Raw genomic sequence first — 21,143 nt, forward strand, 5'->3', positions numbered from 1 at the left:
TCTACGGTCTGTCGACGACCACGTTGGTCGACTTGATCACGGCAATCGCCGGAACACCGGGCTCCAGCCTCAGTTCCTCAGCCGACTCGCGGCTGACCATCGCCACCACCCGGAACGGCCCGGCCTGGATCTCCACCTGCGCCGAAACGTCCCCGAGGATCACGTCGGTGACGATGCCGGAGAGGCGGTTGCGGGCCGAGGATCCGGTGGAATCCCGCTCCGTTCGCCGCGACTGCCTGGCGTAGGCCGCGAGGGCCGGCCCGGGGATGATCCGGCGGCCGGTCCCGTCGCGTTCGGCGGTGATCTTCCCGCCGTCGACCAGACGCCTCACGGTGTCGGCGCTGACGCCGAGCAAGGCGGCAGCGTCCCCGATCCGGTAGGTGTGCATGCGCTGATGATACTGCCGCAGATGCGAGGGAAAAGTCTTCTGTGGCTTTGCATGAGCCGGATCATGGATCTGCCCGGATCGCATGTGCGTTTGTACAGGATGGCTGTCCGGGTAGGGGTATCCGGGAGGTGGTAGCCCGTGAGTCAGTCCCCCGCAGCGGCGGACCCGGTGGCGGAATTCGCCCTCGCCGGCGATCTGACCCGTCCGGTCCGCCTGACGGTGCCCGACCTGCTCGTCTGGCCGCAGCACGAGGCCGACGTCAGTTTCGAGTGCGCCACCAGCGGCATCCAGCACCACCGCTTCACCGGGCCGCTCCTGCACGACGTCCTGTCGGCGGCCGGTCCCGTCTTCGACCCCGCACGCCGCAAGGACCGCCTGCGTTTCCTGATCGCGGTGTCCGGCGCGGACGGCCACCACGCCCTGCTGTCCTGGGCGGAGATCGACCCCGACTTCGGCCGCGCGCCCGTACTGCTCGCCGCCACGATCGACGGCACCGCGCTCGACCGCGCCGGTGCCCAGCTCGTCCTGCCCCAGGATCGCTGCGGGGCCCGGCACATCAGCGGCATCAACGCGATTCGGGTGGACGGCGGCTACGTCTCCTGGGCGTGACACCGGGCCGTACCCGTACGGCATGGACGGAGGGCGAGCTGTGAGCCGGGCGGAACCGAGGGCGTCCTGACCGTCCGGCATGTGCCGCGCGGCCGACACCGGCGGCGGTGGACGGCGTGGCCCGCCCCGGCGATGCCCGGCAGATCGGCGGATCGCCGCTCCCGGCGGAGGGCCGGTGGAAGCCACCCGCACAGGAATCGCGTTGCCGGAGGTGAGCGGCATGGCTACGGTCGGTTCCATGGCGGATGACGAACCCACGCGCTCGGCACGACTGCTGGACGCCCAGGCGAAGGCGGAGCGGCTCTTCGCGGAGATCGAGGAACGCGGGCTGGTCGCGCCCGGCGAAGGGGAACGGGCGGTCAGCGACCGGATCCGGGACCTCGCGAACGAGCTGTTCGGCACGACCCGGCACTGGCACAAGCGCATCGTGCGCTCCGGGCCGAACACGCTGATGCCGTACCGGGAGAATCCGCCGGACCGGCTGATCGGCGCGGACGACATCGTGTTCGCCGATTTCGGGCCGATCTTCGAGGAGTACGAGGCCGACTTCGGGCGGACCTTCGTCCTCGGCGACGACCCCGTCAAGCACCGGCTCCACGACGACCTGCCGAAGGTCTTCGCGGCGGGCCGGCGCTTCTTCGAGGCCGACCCGGAGATCACGGGCGCGCGGCTGTACGCCGAAGTCGAACGGCTGGCGGCGCAGGCCGGTTGGGAGCTGGGCTGCTGGCACGCCGGGCACCTGGTCGGGGAGTTTCCGCACGAGCGGATCGACGGCGCGGACATGGAGTCGTACATCACCCCCGCCAACGACACCCCGATGCGGCGCACCGACAAGGCCGGGCGCCGCTGCCACTGGATCCTGGAGATCCATCTCGTCGACCGGGAGCGGGAGTTCGGCGGCTTCTACGAGGAGCTGCTCACGCTCTGATCCGACAACGCCGTCCACACCCGGTCGCGGGTGAGGGGGAGCCGGGTGAACCGGATGCCCGTCGCGTCCCGGAGAGCGTTGGCGAAGGCGGGGGCGACCGGGTTGAAGGGGCTCTCGCTCATCGACTTGGCGCCGAGGGGCCCGATGGCGTCGGCCGTCTCCACGAAGTGGACCTCGGTGCGCGGGACGTCGGCGTACTGGGGGAGCCGGTAGCGGCGGAAGGCAGCCGTCTCGACCTCGCCCCGCTCGTCGATGCGGACGTTCTCGAAGAGGGTCGCGCCCAGCGCCTGGGCGACACCGCCCTCGACTGCAGGCACGCGAGGAGCACGCTCGTCGACTTCACGCGTGCGGTGACCCCGACGACGACCACGGGACCGGGTGTTCGGAGCGGTGACGATGCCGGTGAATGCGGTACGCACGGGGAGGCCGGCGCTTCTCGGTCAGACGCGGTCGATATGTACGTTCGTCGACTTCACCCGGGCCGTGGCCTCCATCCCGACCTCCAGCCCCAACTCCTCCACGGCCTCCCGTGTCAGCAGCGACACCAGCCGGTGCGGGCCGGCCTGGATCTCCACCTGGGCGGCGACGTCACCGAGCTTCACCGCGGTGACGATCCCGGGGAAGGCATTGCGGACCGAGGTGTACGAAGCGTCCTCCTCACCGCCACCGCCCTTGGCCAGCTCCACGGAGAAGGCGGCAAGATCCTTCCCCTCGATGAGCCGCCGTCCGCCCTCGTCCCGATGGGTGGCCACCCGGCCTGCGTCGGCCCAGCGCCGCGCGGTGTCGGGGCTCACACCAAGGAGCCGGGCGGCCTGGCCGATTGTGTAGAACTGCATATGCGCCAAGATAGGCCCATCCGCGGATGCCCTGCCCACCGCACTGGTCCGGTCAGGTCGGAAGCGGTCCGGGCGGGCGGCGGTATCCGGCATCGGGTGCGGTCACCGGCGCTGGCTCGTCGCCGTTGGCCGGCCGGATATCATCCGTTGATGATCAAACTTCGCGCCCGCACACTGGTTTTCGACATCGACGGCACGCTCTGCTTCGACGGACGAACGATCGATGATCGGATTCTCACGGCGATCGGCGAGTGCGAGCGCGTCGGCCATCATGTGGTGTTCGCTTCCGCCCGGCCTGTCCGGGACCTGCTGCCCGTCCTCGACGGAGCCTTCGCGTCCGCCGAACTCATCGGCGGGAACGGGAGCCTCGTCTCGGTCGACAGCGAGGTTCGGGCTCGGGCCGCCTTCGATCCCGCCGGACTCGGCGCGCTGCTGGAAGCGGTCGGGCAGTACGAGGCGACGTACCTCGCCGACGGCCCCTGGGACTACGCCTACACCGGACCTGCGGACCATCCGATCCGGGGCCGTGTCGATCAGGGCAACCTCGCGAGAATGGTGGACATCGCCGAGCTTCCCGAGGTCGTGAAGTTCCTCGTCGTCGGTGCGTCGGACATGGCGGCACTCGCCGAGGTCGGCCGTGGGCTGGGGATGACGGTCAATCACCACCTCGACGAGGCGATCATCGACTTTGCGCCGGGTTCGACGACGAAGTGGGAAGCCCTCCGGTGGATGGGGATCGGCGAGTACGTCGCATTCGGCAACGACATCAATGACGTCGATCTGCTGCGGAACGCGGAGCGGGCAGTGCGCGTCGGCTCGTACCCGGGTCTGGACGAGGTCGCCCACGTCACCGTCGCGGCCGACCCGGAGGCGGTCGCGGCCGAGATCTCACTGCTGGCCGAGGCGGCCCAGGACATTGTCCGGGCGGTGTGATCGCGGGCGTCACGCGTGCCTGACGGCCTCGGCCCGTCTCGCGATGAGTCCATCCCGTGCCGGCAGGTACGGAGCCCGTGGTCAGGCGCCCGAAGGTCCGTCGCGCGGGCCGTCGCCCTCGGATCCGCCCCGGCATCGCCCCCCCCGCGACCCGGTGCGGCCGACGCACCGATGAGGCGGGGCGACCCTGCGCAAGGGCCACGCCTACGAGCTGACGGGCGTGCAGAGCGGCAAGGACCTGACCGTCGCCGCCGACGGCAGCGGGCTCGTCATCAAGGCTGGCGCCTCCGCCGCGGACCGGCAGTGGCAGTTCCGGCAGATCAGCGGAGACGGGGCGGACAACCGCAAGCAGTACGTGTTCAACAGCGCGGCGAGCGGCAAGCGTCTTGCCGTACGCGACGGTGTACGGCCGGCGGATCTGCGCACGCTTCTGCTGCCGCACGCCGTGTGTCGCGCCGGGGCCGGGGCGCTCGTGGGCGCCCCGGCCCCGGCGGGCGCCGTCAGGACGGGGGCAGCTCCCCGCGTACCGTGCCGGCCGCGGCGACCAGGTTCTCCAGGGATGCCTTGGTCTCGGGCCAGCCGCGTGTCTTCAGACCGCAGTCGGGGTTGACCCACAGCCGTTCGGCGGGAATGGCCTTCAGCCCCTTGCGGAGCAGGGCGGCGGCCTCGTCCGCATCGGGCACGCGCGGGGAGTGGATGTCGTAGACACCGGGTCCGGCCTCGCGCAGGTAGCCGTGTGCGGCGAGTTCGCGGGCGACCTGCATGTGGGAGCGGGCGGCCTCCAGGCTGATGACGTCGGCGTCGAGGTCGTCGATGGCCTGGACGATGTCGCCGAACTCGGCGTAGCACATGTGGGTGTGGATCTGGGTGTCCGGACGCACGCCGCTGGTGGTGAGACGGAACGACTCGGTGGCCCACTCCAGGTATGCGGCGTGGTCCGCCGCTCGCAGGGGGAGGGTCTCGCGCAGGGCGGGTTCGTCGACCTGGATGACCGATGTGCCACTGGCTTCCAGGTCGTCGACCTCGTCGCGCAGGGCGAGGGCGACCTGCCGGGCGGTGTCGCCGAGCGGTTGGTCGTCGCGGACGAAGGACCAGGCCAGCATGGTGACGGGCCCGGTCAGCATGCCCTTGACCGGACGGTCGGTGAGCGACTGGGCGTACGAGGTCCAGCGCACCGTCATGGGTTCGGGGCGGGAGATGTCGCCCGCGAGCACCGGTGGCCGGACGTAGCGGGTGCCGTAGGACTGGACCCAGCCGTGCTGCGTGGCGAGGTAGCCGGTGAGCTGTTCGGCGAAGTACTGGACCATGTCGTTGCGTTCGGGTTCGCCGTGCACCAGGACGTCGATGCCGGCCTTTTCCTGGAAGGCGACGACCTCGCCGATCTCGGCCCTGATCCGCTCCTCGTAACCGGCCGTGTCGATCCGGCCCGCGCGCAGGTCGGCGCGGGCCGTGCGCAGTTCGGCGGTCTGGGGGAAGGAACCGATGGTGGTCGTGGGCAGCAACGGCAGCCCGAGGTGGGCCCGTTGGGCGGCGGCGCGCTCGGTGTACGGCTGGGAGCGGCGGCCGTCGAGGTCGGTGACGGCCGCGGTCCTGGCGCGTACGGCGGGGTCGCGGGTGAGGGGGGAGTGCGCGCGTGAGGCGAGGTCGGCCCGGTTGGCGGCGATCTCCGTGGCGATGGCGCCGGTGCCCTGGGCCAGCCCCTTGGCCAGAGTGACGATCTCGGCGGTCTTCTGCCGGGCGAAGGCGAGCCAGCGAAGGACCTGGGGGTCGATGTCCCGTTCGGGTGCCGTGTCGAGGGGGACGTGCAGCAGGGAGCAGGAGCCGGCCACGTCGACCCGGCCGGCGAGGCCGAGGAGTGTGGCGAGGGTGGCCAGCGACTTCTCGTAGTCGTTGATCCAGATGTTGCGGCCGTCGACCACGCCCGCGACGAGCCGTTTGCCGGGCAGCCCGCCGGCGGCGGCGAGGTCCGCGAGGTTGGCGGCGGCGTCGTCGGTGAAGTCCAGTGCCAGTCCGTCCACCGGGGCCTTCGCCAGTACGGGGAGCGCCTCGCCGAGCCGGTCGAAGTACGAGGCGACGAGCAGCTTGGGCCGGTCGGTCAGGCCGCCGAGTTCACGGTACGTACGGGCAGCGGCGTTCAGCTCGGCCGGCGTCCGGTCCTGGACCAGTGCGGGCTCGTCGAGCTGGACCCATTCCGCGCCGGTGGCGCGCAGATCGGCGAGTACCTCCGCGTAGACCGGCAGCAGACGGTCCAGCAGGGTGAGCGGTTCGAAGCCGGCCGCCACCCCGGGGGCGGGCTTGGCGAGCAGCAGGTACGTGACGGGGCCGACGAGCACCGGCCGGGCGGTGTGTCCGAGCGCGAGGGCTTCCCTCAGTTCGGCGACCTGCTTGGTGGAGTCGGAGGTGAAGACGGTGTCCGGGCCGAGTTCGGGGACGAGGTAGTGGTAGTTGGTGTCGAACCACTTGGTCATCTCCAGCGGCGCCACGTCCTGGGTGCCGCGGGCCATCGCGAAGTAGCCGTCGAGCGCGTCGGATTCGACGGCCTCACGGTGCCGGCGGGGGACCGCGCCGACCATGACGCTGGTGTCCAGGACGTGGTCGTAGTAGGAGAAGTCGCCGGTGGGTACCTCGTGGACACCGGCGTCCGCCAGTTGCCGCCAGTTGGACCGGCGCAGGCCGGCCGCCGTTTCCCGGAGGGCGTCGGCGGTGACCCGGCCCTTCCAGTAACCCTCGATGGCCTTTTTCAGTTCCCGGTCCGGTCCCTGGCGGGGGTAGCCGTACACGGTGGCGTGTGCTGCCGCGGCTGCGGGCTGTGCTGTCACGGAAATCTCCTTCGCGAGATGACTCCTTGAGATCCCGGGGACGGGACATGGACGCGAAGGGATGACGAACCGGACGGATCCTGCGCACGCCATGGGTGCGGTCTTCCGTCTGGTGTGTACGCCGACCCGCCCACGAGGTCACCGGGATATCCGCACACGAGGGGTCGCGTGCGGGCAACGGGCAGGTCTTCGGACTCGCGGGCACATCTGCCGAGGGCAGACACCTACTGGCCGTCGCTTCCCGGATCCGACCGGATCCAGTGCGTATGACGGCGGTCGTTCCCGCTCACCGCTGCGGGGCAGTCCCGGATTCCCACCGGGTTCCCTCTTACGACGCGCCTGCCTGGCGGACAGGGCGAACCAGCTGCACCGGCCAGACTAGAGGGCGGATCGCTCTCGGGGCACCGCTGTTCACATTCCGGAACGTGACATGAGACACGGGATCGGTCCGGCCGGGCAGGCTGAAGGGCGCGCGACGGGCCACCGTCCGCCACACGCCCCTCCGGCGTCGCACCTTCCCCGACGTGGCGCGACACCGCCGCCTCGGTGATCTTCGACCCGATGGCTGGTTCTCAGCCGCGCCGCGCCCTTGGGCGCGCTTTCGAAGTGCTCGTCCGCTCTCTACCGTGGGAGGAGCAACTTCACACACGCGCAGCGCGACGGCGACACAACGGGGGAATCGTGGAAGCGGAGTTGGCGGCGCTGGCGGAGACCGGGGCGACGACCTTGGTGGGGCTCATGGTCTCGGACGCCTGGACGCAGACACGGGCACGAGTGGCACGTTTCCTCGCACGGGGCGGGGAAACCGGTGGCGTGGACGAAGAGCTCGAAGCGTCCCGGGAGGAACTCATCTCGGCCCGCGACGGTGAGGCGCCGGATGTCGCGGAGGACATCGAGGACGAGTGGCGGCTCAGGCTGCGTCGAGCGCTGCGGGCGGACCCGGCGGCAGCACAGGAGCTGCGACTGCTGCTGGATGAACTCGCCCCCGCAGCGGCGGGTGTGCCGGCCGTGACAGTTCACAACAGCGTCAGAGAGGGCGCCCGGACCGGCCCGGTCATCCAGGGGCAGCAGCAGAATTTCTCCGACACGACTTTCAACTGACGGGCGCACGCACGCCCGTGAGGGACCGGAGACGGCGTGAACGGCGCGGGATGCGGTACCGGCGCCGAGCGCACGTACGTCGGCAACGATGTCGGTCCAGGACGCGCGTCGTCCGGGAGTCGCCGTGGCAGGTCCCGGTCCGTCCGGCTCGGGCCGTGGGGCACGGCCGATGTCTCCGGGGGCACGGTGGTCCGGTTCGAACCGGACCTGCCCCGGGGCGCGGGCGCCCGCGGGACCGCCCCGGCCGATGGGGACGTCCCGGGCCGACCCACGCCCCGGAGCGCGCTTCAGGACTTGGGGGAGAAGCGCAGCCGCGTGGCCGCCAGTGCGCCGAGGGCCAGCAGGACGATGGACACCCACAGGCCGGACAGGTGGTTGCCGGTGGCGTCCTCGGCGTAGCCCATGATGTACGGGCCGACGAAGCCGCCGGTGATGCCGATGGTGTTGAGCAGTGCCAGGCCGCCGGCGAGGGTCTTGCCCGAGAGCCGGGTGGCGGGGAAGTTGAACAGCAGGGGCTGGACGACGAAGAACGCCAGGCCGGTGAAGCAGAAGCCGAGCAGGGCGATCACGGGACCGGCGACGGCGGCGACGATGAGGCCGGTGAACATCATCAGCAGACCGACCACCACGAAGTTGCGGGAGCGCCGGGGTGTCGTCGCGCGCGGCGGCACCAGTACGGCACCGACGGCCGCGGTGAGCCAGGGCAGTCCGGTCAGCAGGCCGATGGTGAACGGCGAGAGGTCGCCCCAGCCGCCGATGATGCCGGGCAGGAAGTAGACGACGGAGTACAGGGCGACCTGGTGGGTCCAGTTGGCGAAGATGGCCAGCAGCATCTGCTTGTCGCGCAGCACCGTCAGCAGGAAGCCGGATCCGGAGCCGTTTCCGGCCGCCTCGGCGCCCTCGGTCTGTTCGCGGGTGACCGCGTCCTGGACCAGCCGGGCCTCCTCCGCCGTCAGCCAGGGTGCCTTGGCCGGGCCGTCGGGCAGGAACCGGAAGATGGCGAACGCCAGGAAGAGGCAGGGGACCCCCTCGATGACGAACATCCACTGCCAGCCGTGCCAGCCGCCGAGCCCGTCCATCTCCATGAGCAGTCCGCCGAGCGGGTTCCCGACGACGCTGGCGATGGAGGCGCCGAGCAGGAGCAGTCCGATGGCCCTGCCGCGGATCTCGGAGCGGAACCAGTAGGTGAAGTAGAGCAGGATGCCCGGCAGCAGCCCGGCCTCGGCGGCGCCGAGCAGCAGCCGCATGGCGTAGAAGGACTTCTCACCCTGTACGAAGGCCATGCAGGCGGAGACGACGCCCCAGGTCAGCATGATCCGGGTGATCCACCAGCGGGCGCCCACGCGGTACATGATCAGGTTGCTGGGCACCTCGGAGATCGCGTAGGTGAGGAAGAACAGCCCCGCGCCCAGCCCGTAGGCCGCGGCGGAGATGCCCAGGTCGACCTCCAGGCGTTCCTTGGCCAGGCCGATGTTGGTCCGGTCCAGGAACGACATGATGTAGGCGGCCAGCAGCAGCGGCATCAGCCGCCGCAGATTGCGCTGGTCCAGTTCGCCGAGCGCATCGCGCGGGGTTTCGTTCGGTATGGCCGCACCGGGCGTGCGGGAACCGCGGATCAAAGACATCGGTGTCCTCTTGGAGTGCTCTGGCAGCCGTCGGGCGCGGACTGCGGCCTAGGGGGGCGGGCGGCCTGCGACGTTGACGCCGCGGGCCGCCCGGCCGCCGGGGTGGGTTCAGACGACGAGCCGGACCGGGTTCTCCACGGCCTCGGTGAAGGCCGCGAGCCAGCGCGCCGCCACGGCGCCGTCCACCGGACGGTGGTCCACGGACAGGACCACGCCGAGCACCTTGGCCGCGATGACCGCACCGTCGCGGACCACCGCCTCGTCGCGTGCGGCGCCGATGGCCAGGATCGCGGCCTGCGGCGGGTTGATGATGGCGGTGAACTCCTCGACCCCGTACATGCCGAGGTTCGAAACGGTGATCGATCCGCCTTCGAGGTCGGCGGGCCGAAGCCCCCCGGAGCGCGCCTGCTCCGCGTACGCGCGGGTCCGCGTGGCGATCGCCGACACCGACAGGTTCTCGATCCCGCGCAGCACCGGGGTCACCAGGCCCGTCCCGGTGGCGATGGCGACCGAGACGTCGACGGTACGGAATCGGCGGACGGCATCCGGCTGCCACACCGCGTTCATCTCCGGCACCTGTGTGTGTGCCGTGGCGACGGCCTTGATCAACAGGTCGTTGACCGAGACCTTGACCGGGCTGACGGCGTTGATCCGCTGCCGCAGGGCGAGCAGCTCGTCCACGGCGCAGGTCGCCCGCAGATAGAAGTGCGGGGTGTGCTGCTTGCTCTCCGTCAGGCGCCTGGCGATGGCCCGGCGCATCCGGCTGTGCGGGATGTCCTCGTGGTCGCCGGTGTCGGCGGAGGCGGTGGCCTGCGGCACGGTGGTGGCTGCCGGGGGGACCGGGACCGGGGCCGGGGCCACGGCCGACTCCGGCGCCGGTGCCGGCCGGGCCGCGACCGCGGCATCGACGTCCCGCCTGACGATGCGGCCGCCGGGCCCGGTGCCGGTGAGGGCCTCGATGTCGAGGCCCGCCTCCCGGGCCAGCCTGCGGGCCAGCGGACTGCTGAAGACGCGCCCGCCGCGCTCCGGCTCACCGGCGGAGGGGGACGCCGAGGGCGCCGGAGCGGCCGGGCTCGCTGCGGCCGGTTCCTCCGGGACGTCCCGGCGCACCGCCTTCGGGGCCGCGACGGGTGCGCCGACGCCGAGCTCCGCCAGTAGCGTGTCGAGGTCGCCGGCCTGCTCGCCGACGGCGCCGAGCACGGCGATCGGGTCGCCGACCTCGATCTCGACACCGGCCTCGTACAACGTCTTGAGCAGTACGCCGTCCTGCTCGGCGGCGACATCCACCTCGGCCTTGTCGGTCTCGATGGAGACCAGCGCGTCGTCCTTCGTGAACGACGCCCCCTCCGCCACCTGCCAGGCGGACAGCACGGCCGTTGCCGCGTCGGCGGCCACGGCGGGCATTCGGAACAGTTCTGCCATGATCAACCCTCCTGGGTGTTCTCTCGTACGGGGAGGGTCAGTTCCCGGTGACCCGCTGGAGCGCGGCCACGACCTCTTCGGTCCGTGCGATGGCCGCCCGCTCCAGCACCTTGCTGATGCTGGGCGAGGACTCGCCGGCCTGGACGCGCTCCACCGGCTGGTCGAGCCAGTCGAAGTAGCGGCGCTGGATCTCGTCGGACAGCCAGCCGCCGTAGGAGGTGCCGATGGGGCCCTGCTCGGCGATGAGCACGTTGTTGGTCTTGCGGATGCTCGCGCCGAGGGTGTCCCAGTCGAGACTGGCGCGGTCCAGCCAGCGCAGGTCGATGACCTCGGCGTCCAGGCCCAGCTGCTCGACGGCCTCCAGGACGTAGTTGGTCATCGCGAGGTACGACACGACGGTGATCCGCGATCCGGTGCGGCGCACGGCCGCCCTGCCCACGGGCAGGCAGTAGTCGAAGTCGTCCACCGGGCCCGGACCGACCGAGTTGTACAGGTCGGTGTGCTCCAGTACGACGACCGGGTCCTTGCAGGTCAGCGCGGAGTTCATCAGGCCCACGTAGTCGAAGGGCGTGGACGGGGCGACGATCCGCCAGCCGGGGGCCGTGGCGAGGATTCCCGCCGGGTCCATGGAGTGCTGGGAGCCGTAGCCGGTGCCCATGGCGACCTTGCTGCGCAGGACGAGCGGGACGCCGGACCCCTGTCCGTCGCCGCCGAACATGTGCCGGGCCTTGCCGATCTGGTTGAAGATCTGGTCCGCCGCGACCCACATGAAGTCGGCGTACATGAACTCCACCACCGGCTTGTACCGGCCGTCGAGCGCGATGCCGCCGGCGAGCCCGGCGAAGGCGTTCTCGCTGATCGGCGTGCCCAGGACACGGTCCGGGTGGGCCTCGGCCAGGCCCTTGGTCGCACCGTTGGTGCCGCCCTTGAGCCGGTGCACGTCCTCGCCCATGACGACGACCGACGCGTCCTCGGCCATGCGCCGGCTCATCACCTCGGCCACGACGTCGATGAACTTCCGCTGTTCCAGGCGTCCTTGGAAGGCATCCGGTCCGGTGCCGGTGCCGGTGCCGGTGTCGGCGAGGCGTACGTCGTCGAACTCGCTGAGGTCGCCCCGCACACCGACATCGCGGAAGGACGGGTCGGGCCATTCGGAGGGCCTGATGCGGCGGGTGCCCGGCTTGCCGCCGGGGTCGGGCTCCAGCAGTTCGTCGCCGATGGCGGCCATGACCGCCTTGGCCCGCGCGGTGCACTCCTCGATCTCGTCGGCGCTCAGGACGCCGTTCTCGACGAGCTGCCGCGAGACGAGGGCCAGCGGGTCGCGGGCCCGCCACTCCTTCTCCTCGTCCTTGGTGCGGTAGCCGAAGGCGCTGCCCGGGAACGGGCCGTTCTGGTGGAAGAAGCGGTAGACCTCGGCCTCGACGACGGTCGGTCCCTGACCGGCCCGCATGTGGTCCACGGCCTCGCTCATGGCGAGGTACACGGCGAGCGGATCCATGCCGTCCACGCGCCAGCTGGGGATGTTGAAGCCCAGGCCGCGCGCCGAGAGCCGGGGCTCGGCCGTCGCCTCGTCCACGTGGGTGGAGACGGCGTACTTGTTGTTCTCGATGAAGAAGCAGACCGGAAGTTTCCAGGCGGCGGCGAGGTTCATCGTCTCCAGCACGGAGCCGATGTTGACCGCGCCGTCCCCGAAGTAGGTCACCGAGACGGCATCGGTGCCGGCCTGCCGCGCCGACCAGGCGAACCCGGCCGCCTGCGGCACGCCGCCGCCGACGATCGCATTGGTGCCCATGGCGCCGGCCTCGCGCCACTGCAGGTGCATGGATCCGCCCCGCCCCCGGCAGAAGCCCCTCGCCAGGCCGCAGATCTCGGCCAGGCTGCGCTGCAGGACGGTGCGCACCTCCGCGTCGACGGGGCGTCGCAGGTCGATGCCGCCGGGCGCGACGTATCCCAACGCCTTGGCCAGGAACTGGTGATGTCCCCGGTGCGAGCCGCCGACGAAGTCCGCGCCGGTCAGCGGGAGCACGGAGCCGACGGCGCCGCCCTCCTGGCCGATGCTGGAGTGCGCCGGCCCATGGACCAGCCCCTGGCCCGCGAGGTCGAGGACGTACTCCTCGAAGGTCCTGATCAGCAGGGTCTGGGTGAACATCGAGGTCAGCAGCCGCGGGTCCGCGCCGTGCCAGTCCTTCTTCGTCGCCGTCACCTCGGTCCACGGTGAGGCGGGGGCCAGTTTCCGGTGTGTGGGCATGAGCACTCTCCTGTGTGATTCGGTGAGCACTGTCGCAGTGAATGGATCCATAGCCAATACCTCGTTACCGGAACGTTACGTTCAGATTTCGGGAATTTCCATTGACTACGGCACCTATGGCGGCGCAATGTGAGATGCATGGCGGATAGATGGATCCATTCCACGGGTGGGCCGGAGCAGGGACTTCCCGGACTGGCCGGTGTCGAACACATCGGCTTCACCGTTCCCGACCTCGAAGAGGCGACCCGGTTCTTCGTCGAGGTGATCGGCTGCGAGCACGTCTACTCGCTTGGCCCGTTCGGCTCCGACGGCACCTGGATGAGCGACCACCTCGGCGTCCACCCGCGCGCAGTGATGCGCGAGCTGCGCTTCTTCCGGTGCGCCGGCGGTCCGAACTTCGAGATCTTCGAGTACGAGGCCCCCGGACAGGAGACGCGACCGCCGCGCAACAGTGACGTCGGCGGCCACCACCTCGCCTTCTACGTCACCGACCTCGACGCCGCCGTGGCGCACCTGCGGCGGCACGGCGTACGGATCCTCGGCGAACCCACGGCCAGCTCCGGCCCGAGCGAGGGACAGCGCTGGGTCTACTTCCTCGCTCCCTGGGGGATGCAGCTGGAGCTGGTCTCCTACCCGGACGGCAAGCGGTACGAAGCCGACTCACCGGTACGGCTGTGGCAGCCTTCCGTCTGAACACGCTGCCGCCGCGACACCGCACCAGGGAGAGCCATGTCACGCAAGCCGACCACCGGATCCGACCCGTCCGGGTCCAGCACGTCCGGATCCAGTGCCGCCGTCGCCAGCCAGCGCGTCGCGGACCATCTGCGTGCCGCCATCCTGAGCGGTGAACTGCGCCCCGGCGCACGGATCATGCAGGAGCAGGTCGCCGCGCAGCTCGGCGCCAGCCGGCTGCCCGTACGCGAGGCCCTGCGGATACTGGCGGCCGAGGGCCTGACCGTCGTGAAGTCCAACAGCGGCGCCTGGGTCTCCAGAATGGACATGGCGGAGTGCGAGGGCGTCTACAAGATCCGCGAACGCCTGGAACCGCTCGCCCTCGGCGAGAGCATTCCGCACCTGTCCGCCGAGCAGGTCGCCGAACTGGAGACGATCGCGCGGCAGATCGAGCTCACCACCGACGTGGACCGTTTCCTGGCCCTCGACGGCCGTCTGCACCTGCTCACCTACGCCGGATGCCGCGTCGCCCAGATCACCGCCATGGTCGACCGGTTCTGGAACACCACACAGCACTACCGCCGCGCCTTCGCCCGGCTCGCGGGCGACAGCGGCTGGGAACTGATCCACGCCGAGCACCGCCTGATCATCGACGCGATCAAGCGGGCCGACACCGTCGACGCCGAACGTTTTCTCACCGGCCACATCCGCCGCACGCGGCTGGAACTGGCCCGACATCCCGAACTGTTCACAGAGGACGACCATGACAGCGACCACACAGCAGACGCAGCAGACACCGCGGACTGACGCCCGCCCCTTCGAGGGCCGCACCCTCCTCCTGTCCGGCGCGGGCGGTGGCATCGCCCGCGAGGTGGCCCGCCAGTTCCACGCGGCCGGCGCCAACCTGGTGCTCGGCGACCTGAACGCCGCGGCACTGGAGGAGTTCGCCGCGACGCTCGACCCCACGGGTGCGACCGTGATCACCCGCACCCTGGACGCGGCCTCGCCGGAGAGCAACAACGCGTTCGTCGCCGCCGCGGTCGAGACGTTCGGCTCGGTCGACTTCCTCGTACCCGCGGCCGGGATCTATCCGGAGCAGGCCGTCGCCGACATGACCGACGAGCAGTGGCACACCGTCATCTCGGTCAACCTCGACGGCGTCTTCTACCTCACCCGCGCCGTCCTGCCCCACCTCAACGAGGGCGGCAGCATCGTCAATCTGACCTCCATGGCCGGTCACCGCGGCAGCGTCCGGCACGCCCACTACGCGGCGACCAAGGGCGCGCTGCTCGCCTTCTCCCGCAGCCTCGCCTGGGAACTCGGCTCCAGGGCACGGATCAACATGGTCTCGCCCGGAATCATCGAGACCTCCATGACCCGCGACTACGTCACCGCCCGCGGCGACACCGCACTCGCCACCACCCCCCTCGGCCGCCTGGGCAGGCCGGAGGAAGTGGCCTCCGTCGTCACCTTCCTGTGCTCACCCGCGGCGAGCTTCGTGCAGGGCGAGGTGATCCATGTGAACGGCGGAATGCACATGATCTGAGCAGGCCCGAACACACCGGTGGAGAACGCGGCGGAGCGAGTGGGAACGGAACGGAACATGACGACGGAAGCGGCGATCTACCCCGACCTGAGGGGCAGGTCCGTATGCGTCACCGGTGCCGCGCGCGGCCTGGGCCTGGCGATGGCCGACGCGTTCGCGCGCGCCGGCTGCCATGTGCTGCTGCTCGACATCGACGGCGACGAACTGGACCGGGTGCGGCCCGCACTGGCGGCGGGCCGCCCCGACCAGGTGATCGGGACGGCCACCGCCCCGGTGAGCGACCAGGACGCCGTGACGGCGGCGCTCACCGCGTTCACCGCCCGGACGGGAAAGCTGTCCGTCATGGTCGCCAATGCCGGTGTGTCCGCCAACGCGCCCTCCCTCGACCTCGAACTGGACCGCTGGAACACCGCGTTGGACGTCAACCTCACCGGGGTCTTCGTCTGCGCACGCGCCGCCGCCCGCATCATGCGCGAGGCCGACGGAGGTGTCGTCCTCACCACCTCGTCGATGTACGGGGTGACCGCCGGGCCCGAGCGCGCCGCGTACTGCGCGACCAAGGCCGCCGTCGCGGCCCTCACCAAGGTCCTGGCCGTCGAGTGGGCCCCGTTCGGCATCCGGGTCAACGCGCTCGCACCCGGGTACGTCGAGACCGACCTGCTGACCCGGCTCTCCGACACCGGGCGGCTCGACACACGGGCGCTGCGCCGCCGCACCCCGCGCGGCCGCCTCGGCAGCCCGGAGGACATCGCGCATCTCGCCCTCTTCCTGTCCTCCGGGGTCTCCGCGAACATCACCGGCCAGGTCATGGTCAGCGACGGCGGCTGGACCGCAGACGGCTACGCGGTGGCGCCGGGCTGACCGGTCCCCGGGCCGGACGCCCTCGACCACTGCCTCACCGGTCCTCCCGGAGCAGCACCCGGAACCTGTCGTCGTAGCTGTTGTCCTTCAGCCGCAATGTCAGCGTGGTTCGTTCACCGGTGAAACGGACATCGACGGAGGCCTCCTTCTCCCCCGGAAGGAAGTCCGCGGTGACCGGGTGCTGAGCGGCGCCGCCCCAACGGGTCACCCAGCGCCGCGCGTCCTCCTCTGTGCCGCCGTCTTTCGCGGCGAGCCCGGCCAGACCCTCGGCATCACGGGCCTTCAGACGGGCCAGGACGTGTTCGGCGGTGGCGAGGGTGCCGGGGGTGGGGCGTCCGGTGACGGTCAGGTCGAGCTCGGCGGTGCCGTCCTTGATGCGCTCGGGCGTCTTGTCCGTGTTGAGGACGTCGCACCCGCCGACCAGCAGCACGGCGGCTCCCGCCAGGCCGACCGCGCCGTGCGCCCGCCTCCGCCTCGCGTCCCCGGGCACCGGACTTGTCGTTCCGTGGCCTCCACCGCTTCGCCTCATCCGCCCATTCTGAGCCACTCGGTCCCGGGGTGATGACCAGTTGATCTAAAGTGCTCAGGCCAGATCCCAGCCCGCGGACCTGAGAAGGAATCACGGATTATGCCCACTGAGACGTTCGAGTTTCAGGTGGAAGCGCGACAGCTTCTGCAGATGATGATCCACTCGATCTACTCGAACAAGGACGTGTTCTTGCGTGAACTCGTCTCCAACGCATCCGACGCGCTCGACAAGTTGCGACTCGAAGCACTGCGCGACGACTCGCTCGACGCGGACGTGTCCGATCTCCACATCGCCATCGAGACCGACCGGCAGGCCCGCACGCTGACCGTGCGGGACAACGGCATCGGGATGTCTCACGACGAAGTGGTCCAGCTCATCGGGACCATTGCGAACTCGGGCACCGCGAAGTTCCTGCGGGAACTCAAGGAGGCCGAGGAGACCGCCGCGGCCGAAGGACTGATCGGCCAGTTCGGTGTCGGGTTCTACTCCAGCTTCATGGTGGCCGACGAGGTCGCGCTGCTGACCCGGCGCGCGGGCGAGAGCCGGGGCACCCGGTGGACGTCGGCCGGCGAGGGCACGTACACGATCGAGACCGTCGACGACGCTCCCCAGGGGACCGCGGTCACGCTCCGGCTCAAGCCGGAGGACACCGATGACCAGCTCCACGACTACATCTCCCCGTGGAAGATCAGGGAGATCGTCAAGCGGTACTCGGACTTCATCACCTGGCCCGTCCGGATGGCCCCCGAGGCGGCGGACGGCGCGGACGACGCGGAGGGGACCGACGACGCCCCGCGCGAGCCCGAGACGCTCAACTCGATGAAGGCCCTGTGGGCGCGTTCGCGCGACGAGGTCGGCGACGACGAGTACCACGAGCTGTACAAGCACATCAGCCACGACTGGAGTGCCCCTCTGGAGACCATCCGCCTGCAGGCGGAAGGCACGTTCGAGTACCAGGCGCTGCTCTTCATCCCGTCGCACGCACCCCAGGACCTGTTCATGCAGGGGTACCAGCGCGGCATCCAGCTCTATGTGAAGCGCGTCTTCATCATGGACGACTGCGAAGCGCTGATGCCGCCGTACCTGCGCTTCGTCAAGGGCGTCGTCGACGCGCAGGACCTGTCGCTCAACGTGTCGCGCGAGATTCTCCAGCAGGACCGCCAGATCCAGTTGATGCACCGGCGTCTGGCGAAGAAGGTGCTGTCGACGGTCAAGGACATGATGTCCGCCGAACCGGAGCGGTACGCCACGTTCTGGCGGGAGTTCGGCCGCGTCCTCAAGGAAGGCCTGCTCAGCGACTTCGAGAACCGCGAGGCGATCCTCGGTGTCTCGTCCTTCGCCACGACCCACGACAAGGACGAGCCGACCACTCTGCGGCAGTACGTGGAGCGGATGAAGGACGGCCAGGAGCACATCTTCTACCTGACGGGCGAGTCCCGGCAGGCCATCGAGAACTCCCCGCACATGGAGGCGTTCCGTGCCAAGGGCGTCGAGGTTCTGCTGCTGACCGACCCCGTCGACGAGGTGTGGGTCGAGGCGGAGCCCGAGTTCGACGGCAAGAAGCTGCGGTCCGTGGCCAAGGGTGAGGTCGACCTCGGCACCGAGGAGGAGAAGAAGGAGGCCGCGACCGAGCGCGAGGGCAGGCAGCAGGAGTACGCGGATCTGCTCGGCTGGATGACGGACCGGCTGAGCGGGACCGTCAAGGAGGTGCGGCTCTCCTCGCGCCTCACCGTCTCGCCCGCCTGCATCGTCTCGGACATGCACGACGCGACGCCCGCCCTGGAGAACATGTACCGCGCCATGGGCCAGGCCGTACCCCAGGTCAAGCGCATCCTGGAACTCAACCCGGAGCACCCGCTGGTCAGCGGCCTCAACCGGGCACACGCCGAACGCGGCGAGGACGTCGGCACCGGTCTCCAGGAGACGGCCGAACTGCTCCACGATCTGGCGCTGCTGGCCGAGGGTGGCGAACTGGGCGATCCCTCGCGCTTCGTCAGGCTGATGGCCGACCGGCTCGAACGCACCCTGTGAACACGAACGCTCCCGCACGATCGGGGCGGCGCCTCGCCGTCCCCGGGGCAGTGACCGGCCTTGGCGCAGGAGTCGGCGGCTTCGGCCGCTGTCGGTGAATCGGCACCGGCAGCGGCAGGACGGCGACCCCTCGCGGTGGGCCACGCCTCGCGCAGGCGAGGCGTGGCCCACCGGCCGGACCGGTCACGCCGGACCGGTCACGCCGGGGCGGCGGGAGGGGCCGCCGGTGGGGGTGGGCCGATCCGGATGCGAACCACGCGGTCCGGAGCGAGGATCGAGGTACGGGCAGTGGCCCGGTTGCGCCCCGGCTCCCTGAGGGCCGGCCCCTTCCCCGGTGCTCCGGTCCGCTTCCCGGCCGCCGTCCCACCTGACCACGCGCCGTCCCGCCTGACCACGCGTGCCTTTCCGGCTCACACGCGGTGGGCGCTCACGGCGCGGTCCGCGGGGCGATCTCGGCGATCAGGCCCTCGACCAGGGTCCTGATCCCGTCGCGGATGGGGCGGACGGCCGCCACGCCCTGTCCGGCCGGGTCGTCGAGCTTCCAGTCGAGGTAGCGCTTGCCGGGGAAGACCGGGCAGGTGTCGCCGCAGCCCATGGTGACGCACACGTCGGACTCGCGGACCGCGTCCACGGTGAGGATCTTCGGGCTCTCGGCGGAGATGTCGATGCCGACCTCGGCCATCGCCTCGACGGCGGCGGGATTGACGGCCCCGCCGGGGTCGGAGCCCGCGGAACGGACCTCGACGCGGTCCCCGGCCAGATGGGTCAGCCAGGCGGCGGCCATCTGGGAACGGCCGGCGTTGTGGACGCAGACGAACAGGACGGACGGCTTGCGCGCGGTCTCGGGCATGGACAACTCTCTCGTCGCACGGCGGCACCAGCCGCCAGTGGCATCAGCCCCCGCTGATATCAGCGAGTGGTGATGTGAAAGTATCAGTCCATGCTGACTTCAGTCGATCCTGATCTGATCCGGGCGCTGGGCGATCCGCTCCGCCTCCGGATCGTGACCCTGCTGGCGCGCGAGACGCTCTGCACGACGCACCTGGTCGAGGAGACCGGAGCGAAGCAGACCAATCTGTCCAACCACTTGAAGGTGCTGCGCGAGGCCGGAGTGGTGGACACCGAGCCGTGCGGCCGGTTCACCTACTACAGGCTGCGTCCCGAGGCCCTGGCCGGCCTCTCCGAGCAGTTCGCCGCGCTCGCCGAGTCCGCCCGCACCGCCGCCGGGAACAAGCGGGCCTGCCCGTGAACACCACCGGACCCGCCACCGTCGCCCCGGTGGGCGACGACGATTCGATCGTCGGGAAGCTCTCCGCTCTCGACCGCTGCATCGCGGTGTGGATCCTGCTCGCCATGACCGTCGGTCTGGGACTGGGGAGGCTGGTCCCGGGGATGGGCGACGTGCTGGCGAAGATCGAGGTCGGCGGGATCTCCCTGCCGATCGCGCTCGGTCTGCTCGTCATGATGTACCCGGTGCTGGCCAAGGTCCGTTACGACAAGCTCGACACCGTGACCGGCGACCGCAAGCTGATGGTGTCCTCGCTGGTCATCAACTGGATCGTCGGCCCGGCCGTCATGTTCGCGCTGGCGTGGCTCTTCCTGCCGGACCTGCCCGAGTACCGCACCGGCCTGATCATCGTCGGCCTGGCCCGCTGCATCGCCATGGTCATCATCTGGAACGACCTCGCCTGCGGCGACCGCGAAGCAGCCGCCGTGCTCGTCGCGCTCAACTCCGTGTTCCAGGTAATCGCGTTCGGCCTGCTCGGCTGGTTCTACCTCGACCTGCTGCCCCGGTGGCTGGGTCTGGGCGACGGCCAGGGACTGGACGTACCGGTGTGGCGCATCGCCCTCAACGTCATCGTGTTCCTCGGCATCCCCCTGCTGGCCGGCTTCCTCACCCGCCGCATCGGTGAGCGGAGGGCGGGCCGTGAGTCCTACGAGGCGACGTTCCTGCCGAGGATCGGCCCGTGGGCGTTGTACGGGCTGCTCTTCACGATCGTCGTCCTCTTCGCCCTGCAAGGGAGGACGATCACCTCGCGGCCACTGGACGTCGTACGGATCGCCGCTCCGCTGCTCGTCTATTTCGCGGTCATGTTCTTCGGCACCTTCCTGCTCGGCAAGGCTCTCGGACTGGCCTACGACCGCACGGCCACACTGGCGTTCACCGCCGCGGGCAACAACTTCGAACTCGCCATCGCCGTCGCCATCGCGACCTTCGGCGTCACCTCCGGCCAGGCGCTCTCCGGCGTCGTCGGCCCGCTCATCGAAGTTCCGGTCCTGATCGGTCTCGTGTACATGTCACTGGCCTGGCGCAGAAGCTTCCCGGCCACGGCCCCGGCGGCCCAGGCCCCGTGACGTGGTGACCCGGCGGGGCAGGGAGGTGAACCGGCCGGTCAGGAGGCTGCCGGCTGCCTCGTCCGGGCCCGACGGCCGGCGGCCCGCGTCCGGGGCGGGGCCGGCCGCGCGGAAAACCTGTGGCACGGGGGCGTGCGGCCCGCATAGCTTGTGCGTCCGTGACTGATGCCCCCAAGAGCACATCGCCCGACGCATCCGTGACGTCCACGGAACCGGCCACGACGAAACGCGGTGAGTGGG

Annotated in this window: 19 protein-coding genes, 1 pseudogene and 1 riboswitch; of the genes and pseudogenes, 11 read left to right on the forward strand and 9 right to left on the reverse strand. The window is 70.4% G+C overall.

All coding sequences use genetic code 11. The annotated features are described in order from the left end of the window. Position 1: 1 nt before the first annotated feature. Positions 2-388, reverse strand: coding sequence for a molybdopterin-binding protein (locus OG520_RS36095; protein ID WP_399333593.1), 387 nt, complete (start codon positions 386-388; stop codon positions 2-4). A 138-nt stretch (positions 389-526) separates the two neighbouring features. Between OG520_RS36095 and OG520_RS36100 the strand changes: the two genes are divergently transcribed. Together OG520_RS36100 and OG520_RS36105 are read left to right on the forward strand one after the other, a co-directional pair. Next, positions 527-997 (forward strand): molybdopterin-dependent oxidoreductase, encoded by a 471-nt coding sequence (locus OG520_RS36100; protein WP_406015906.1) that lies wholly within the window; start codon positions 527-529, stop codon positions 995-997. Positions 998-1,235: 238 nt separating this feature from the next. Continuing rightward, positions 1,236-1,925, forward strand: coding sequence for a M24 family metallopeptidase (locus OG520_RS36105; RefSeq protein WP_399333597.1), 690 nt, complete (start codon positions 1,236-1,238; stop codon positions 1,923-1,925). Here OG520_RS36105 and OG520_RS36110 read toward each other — a convergent pair. Both OG520_RS36110 and OG520_RS36115 read right to left on the reverse strand, forming a co-directional pair. Then, positions 1,901-2,233 (reverse strand): annotated as a pseudogene (locus OG520_RS36110) (molybdopterin cofactor-binding domain-containing protein); the annotation flags it as partial. The gene OG520_RS36105 and the pseudogene OG520_RS36110 sit on opposite strands and share 25 nt — an antisense overlap. A 132-nt stretch (positions 2,234-2,365) precedes the next feature. Then, on the reverse strand, positions 2,366-2,761 hold the full coding sequence (locus OG520_RS36115) for a molybdopterin-binding protein (protein ID WP_385333844.1): 396 nt from the start codon (positions 2,759-2,761) through the stop codon (positions 2,366-2,368). A gap of 150 nt (positions 2,762-2,911) precedes the next feature. Here OG520_RS36115 and OG520_RS36120 point away from each other — a divergent pair, with 150 nt between their 5' ends. Continuing rightward, positions 2,912-3,694, forward strand: coding sequence for an HAD hydrolase family protein (locus OG520_RS36120; protein WP_406015907.1), 783 nt, complete (start codon positions 2,912-2,914; stop codon positions 3,692-3,694). Positions 3,695-4,194: 500 nt separating this feature from the next. On the opposite strand, the gene metE is transcribed toward OG520_RS36120, so the two are convergent. Beyond that, positions 4,195-6,513 carry a 5-methyltetrahydropteroyltriglutamate--homocysteine S-methyltransferase gene (gene metE / locus OG520_RS36125; protein ID WP_406015908.1) on the reverse strand — a complete coding sequence of 773 codons (2,319 nt, stop codon included), beginning with the start codon at positions 6,511-6,513 and terminating at the stop codon, positions 4,195-4,197. A gap of 162 nt (positions 6,514-6,675) precedes the next feature. Then, positions 6,676-6,893: riboswitch (cobalamin riboswitch) on the reverse strand. Between the two features lie 301 nt (positions 6,894-7,194). Here metE and OG520_RS36130 point away from each other — a divergent pair. Next, positions 7,195-7,614 carry a hypothetical protein gene (locus tag OG520_RS36130; protein ID WP_406015909.1) on the forward strand — a complete coding sequence of 140 codons (420 nt, stop codon included), beginning with the start codon at positions 7,195-7,197 and terminating at the stop codon, positions 7,612-7,614. A gap of 287 nt (positions 7,615-7,901) precedes the next feature. Here the strand turns inward: OG520_RS36130 and OG520_RS36135 are convergent, their stop codons facing one another. From OG520_RS36135 to OG520_RS36145, 3 genes are all read right to left on the reverse strand, one after another. Next, a complete protein-coding gene (locus tag OG520_RS36135; RefSeq protein WP_406015910.1) occupies positions 7,902-9,239 on the reverse strand; it encodes an MFS transporter in 1,338 nt (445 codons plus the stop codon). A gap of 108 nt (positions 9,240-9,347) precedes the next feature. After that, positions 9,348-10,661, reverse strand: coding sequence for a 2-oxo acid dehydrogenase subunit E2 (locus OG520_RS36140; RefSeq protein WP_406015911.1), 1,314 nt, complete (start codon positions 10,659-10,661; stop codon positions 9,348-9,350). A 37-nt stretch (positions 10,662-10,698) separates the two neighbouring features. Further along, positions 10,699-12,909: a thiamine pyrophosphate-dependent enzyme gene (locus OG520_RS36145; protein WP_406015912.1), complete on the reverse strand. Its 2,211-nt coding sequence runs from the start codon at positions 12,907-12,909 to the stop codon at positions 10,699-10,701. A 138-nt stretch (positions 12,910-13,047) separates the two neighbouring features. On the opposite strand from OG520_RS36145, the gene OG520_RS36150 reads away from it, so the two are divergent. The 4 genes from OG520_RS36150 to OG520_RS36165 are packed head-to-tail and all read left to right on the forward strand — an operon-like array spanning position 13,048 to position 15,988. Then, complete coding sequence (locus OG520_RS36150) at positions 13,048-13,602, forward strand: VOC family protein (protein WP_406015913.1); 555 nt, start codon at positions 13,048-13,050, stop codon at positions 13,600-13,602. A gap of 36 nt (positions 13,603-13,638) precedes the next feature. Next, positions 13,639-14,388 carry a GntR family transcriptional regulator gene (locus tag OG520_RS36155; protein ID WP_399333613.1) on the forward strand — a complete coding sequence of 250 codons (750 nt, stop codon included), beginning with the start codon at positions 13,639-13,641 and terminating at the stop codon, positions 14,386-14,388. Then, on the forward strand, positions 14,345-15,127 hold the full coding sequence (locus tag OG520_RS36160; protein ID WP_399333615.1) for an SDR family NAD(P)-dependent oxidoreductase: 783 nt from the start codon (positions 14,345-14,347) through the stop codon (positions 15,125-15,127). Before OG520_RS36155 ends, OG520_RS36160 begins: the two co-directional genes overlap by 44 nt. 57 nt (positions 15,128-15,184) lie before the next feature. Beyond that, entirely contained in the window at positions 15,185-15,988 is an 804-nt protein-coding gene (locus OG520_RS36165; RefSeq protein ID WP_406015914.1) for an SDR family NAD(P)-dependent oxidoreductase, read from the forward strand. 34 nt (positions 15,989-16,022) lie between these two features. On the opposite strand, the gene OG520_RS36170 is transcribed toward OG520_RS36165, so the two are convergent. Continuing rightward, entirely contained in the window at positions 16,023-16,478 is a 456-nt protein-coding gene (locus OG520_RS36170) for a hypothetical protein (RefSeq protein WP_406015915.1), read from the reverse strand. 138 nt (positions 16,479-16,616) lie between these two features. On the opposite strand from OG520_RS36170, the gene htpG reads away from it, so the two are divergent. After that, the gene (gene htpG / locus OG520_RS36175; protein ID WP_406015916.1) at positions 16,617-18,548 is read left to right on the forward strand and encodes a molecular chaperone HtpG; all 1,932 of its coding nucleotides are present in this window, start codon (positions 16,617-16,619) and stop codon (positions 18,546-18,548) included. 427 nt (positions 18,549-18,975) lie between these two features. Here htpG and OG520_RS36180 read toward each other — a convergent pair whose 3' ends face one another. After that, positions 18,976-19,398 carry an arsenate reductase ArsC gene (locus tag OG520_RS36180; RefSeq protein ID WP_406015917.1) on the reverse strand — a complete coding sequence of 141 codons (423 nt, stop codon included), beginning with the start codon at positions 19,396-19,398 and terminating at the stop codon, positions 18,976-18,978. A gap of 90 nt (positions 19,399-19,488) precedes the next feature. Here OG520_RS36180 and OG520_RS36185 point away from each other — a divergent pair, with 90 nt between their 5' ends. Beyond that, the gene (locus OG520_RS36185) at positions 19,489-19,797 is read left to right on the forward strand and encodes an ArsR/SmtB family transcription factor (RefSeq protein WP_406015918.1); all 309 of its coding nucleotides are present in this window, start codon (positions 19,489-19,491) and stop codon (positions 19,795-19,797) included. After that, complete coding sequence (gene arsB, locus OG520_RS36190; protein ID WP_406015919.1) at positions 19,794-20,903, forward strand: ACR3 family arsenite efflux transporter; 1,110 nt, start codon at positions 19,794-19,796, stop codon at positions 20,901-20,903. The genes OG520_RS36185 and arsB overlap by 4 nt, the downstream gene beginning before the upstream one ends. Positions 20,904-21,143: the final 240 nt, after the last annotated feature.

Origin of the sequence: Streptomyces sp. NBC_00984 (genome assembly GCF_045162475.1) — a bacterium.
GTDB lineage: Bacteria > Actinomycetota > Actinomycetes > Streptomycetales > Streptomycetaceae > Streptomyces.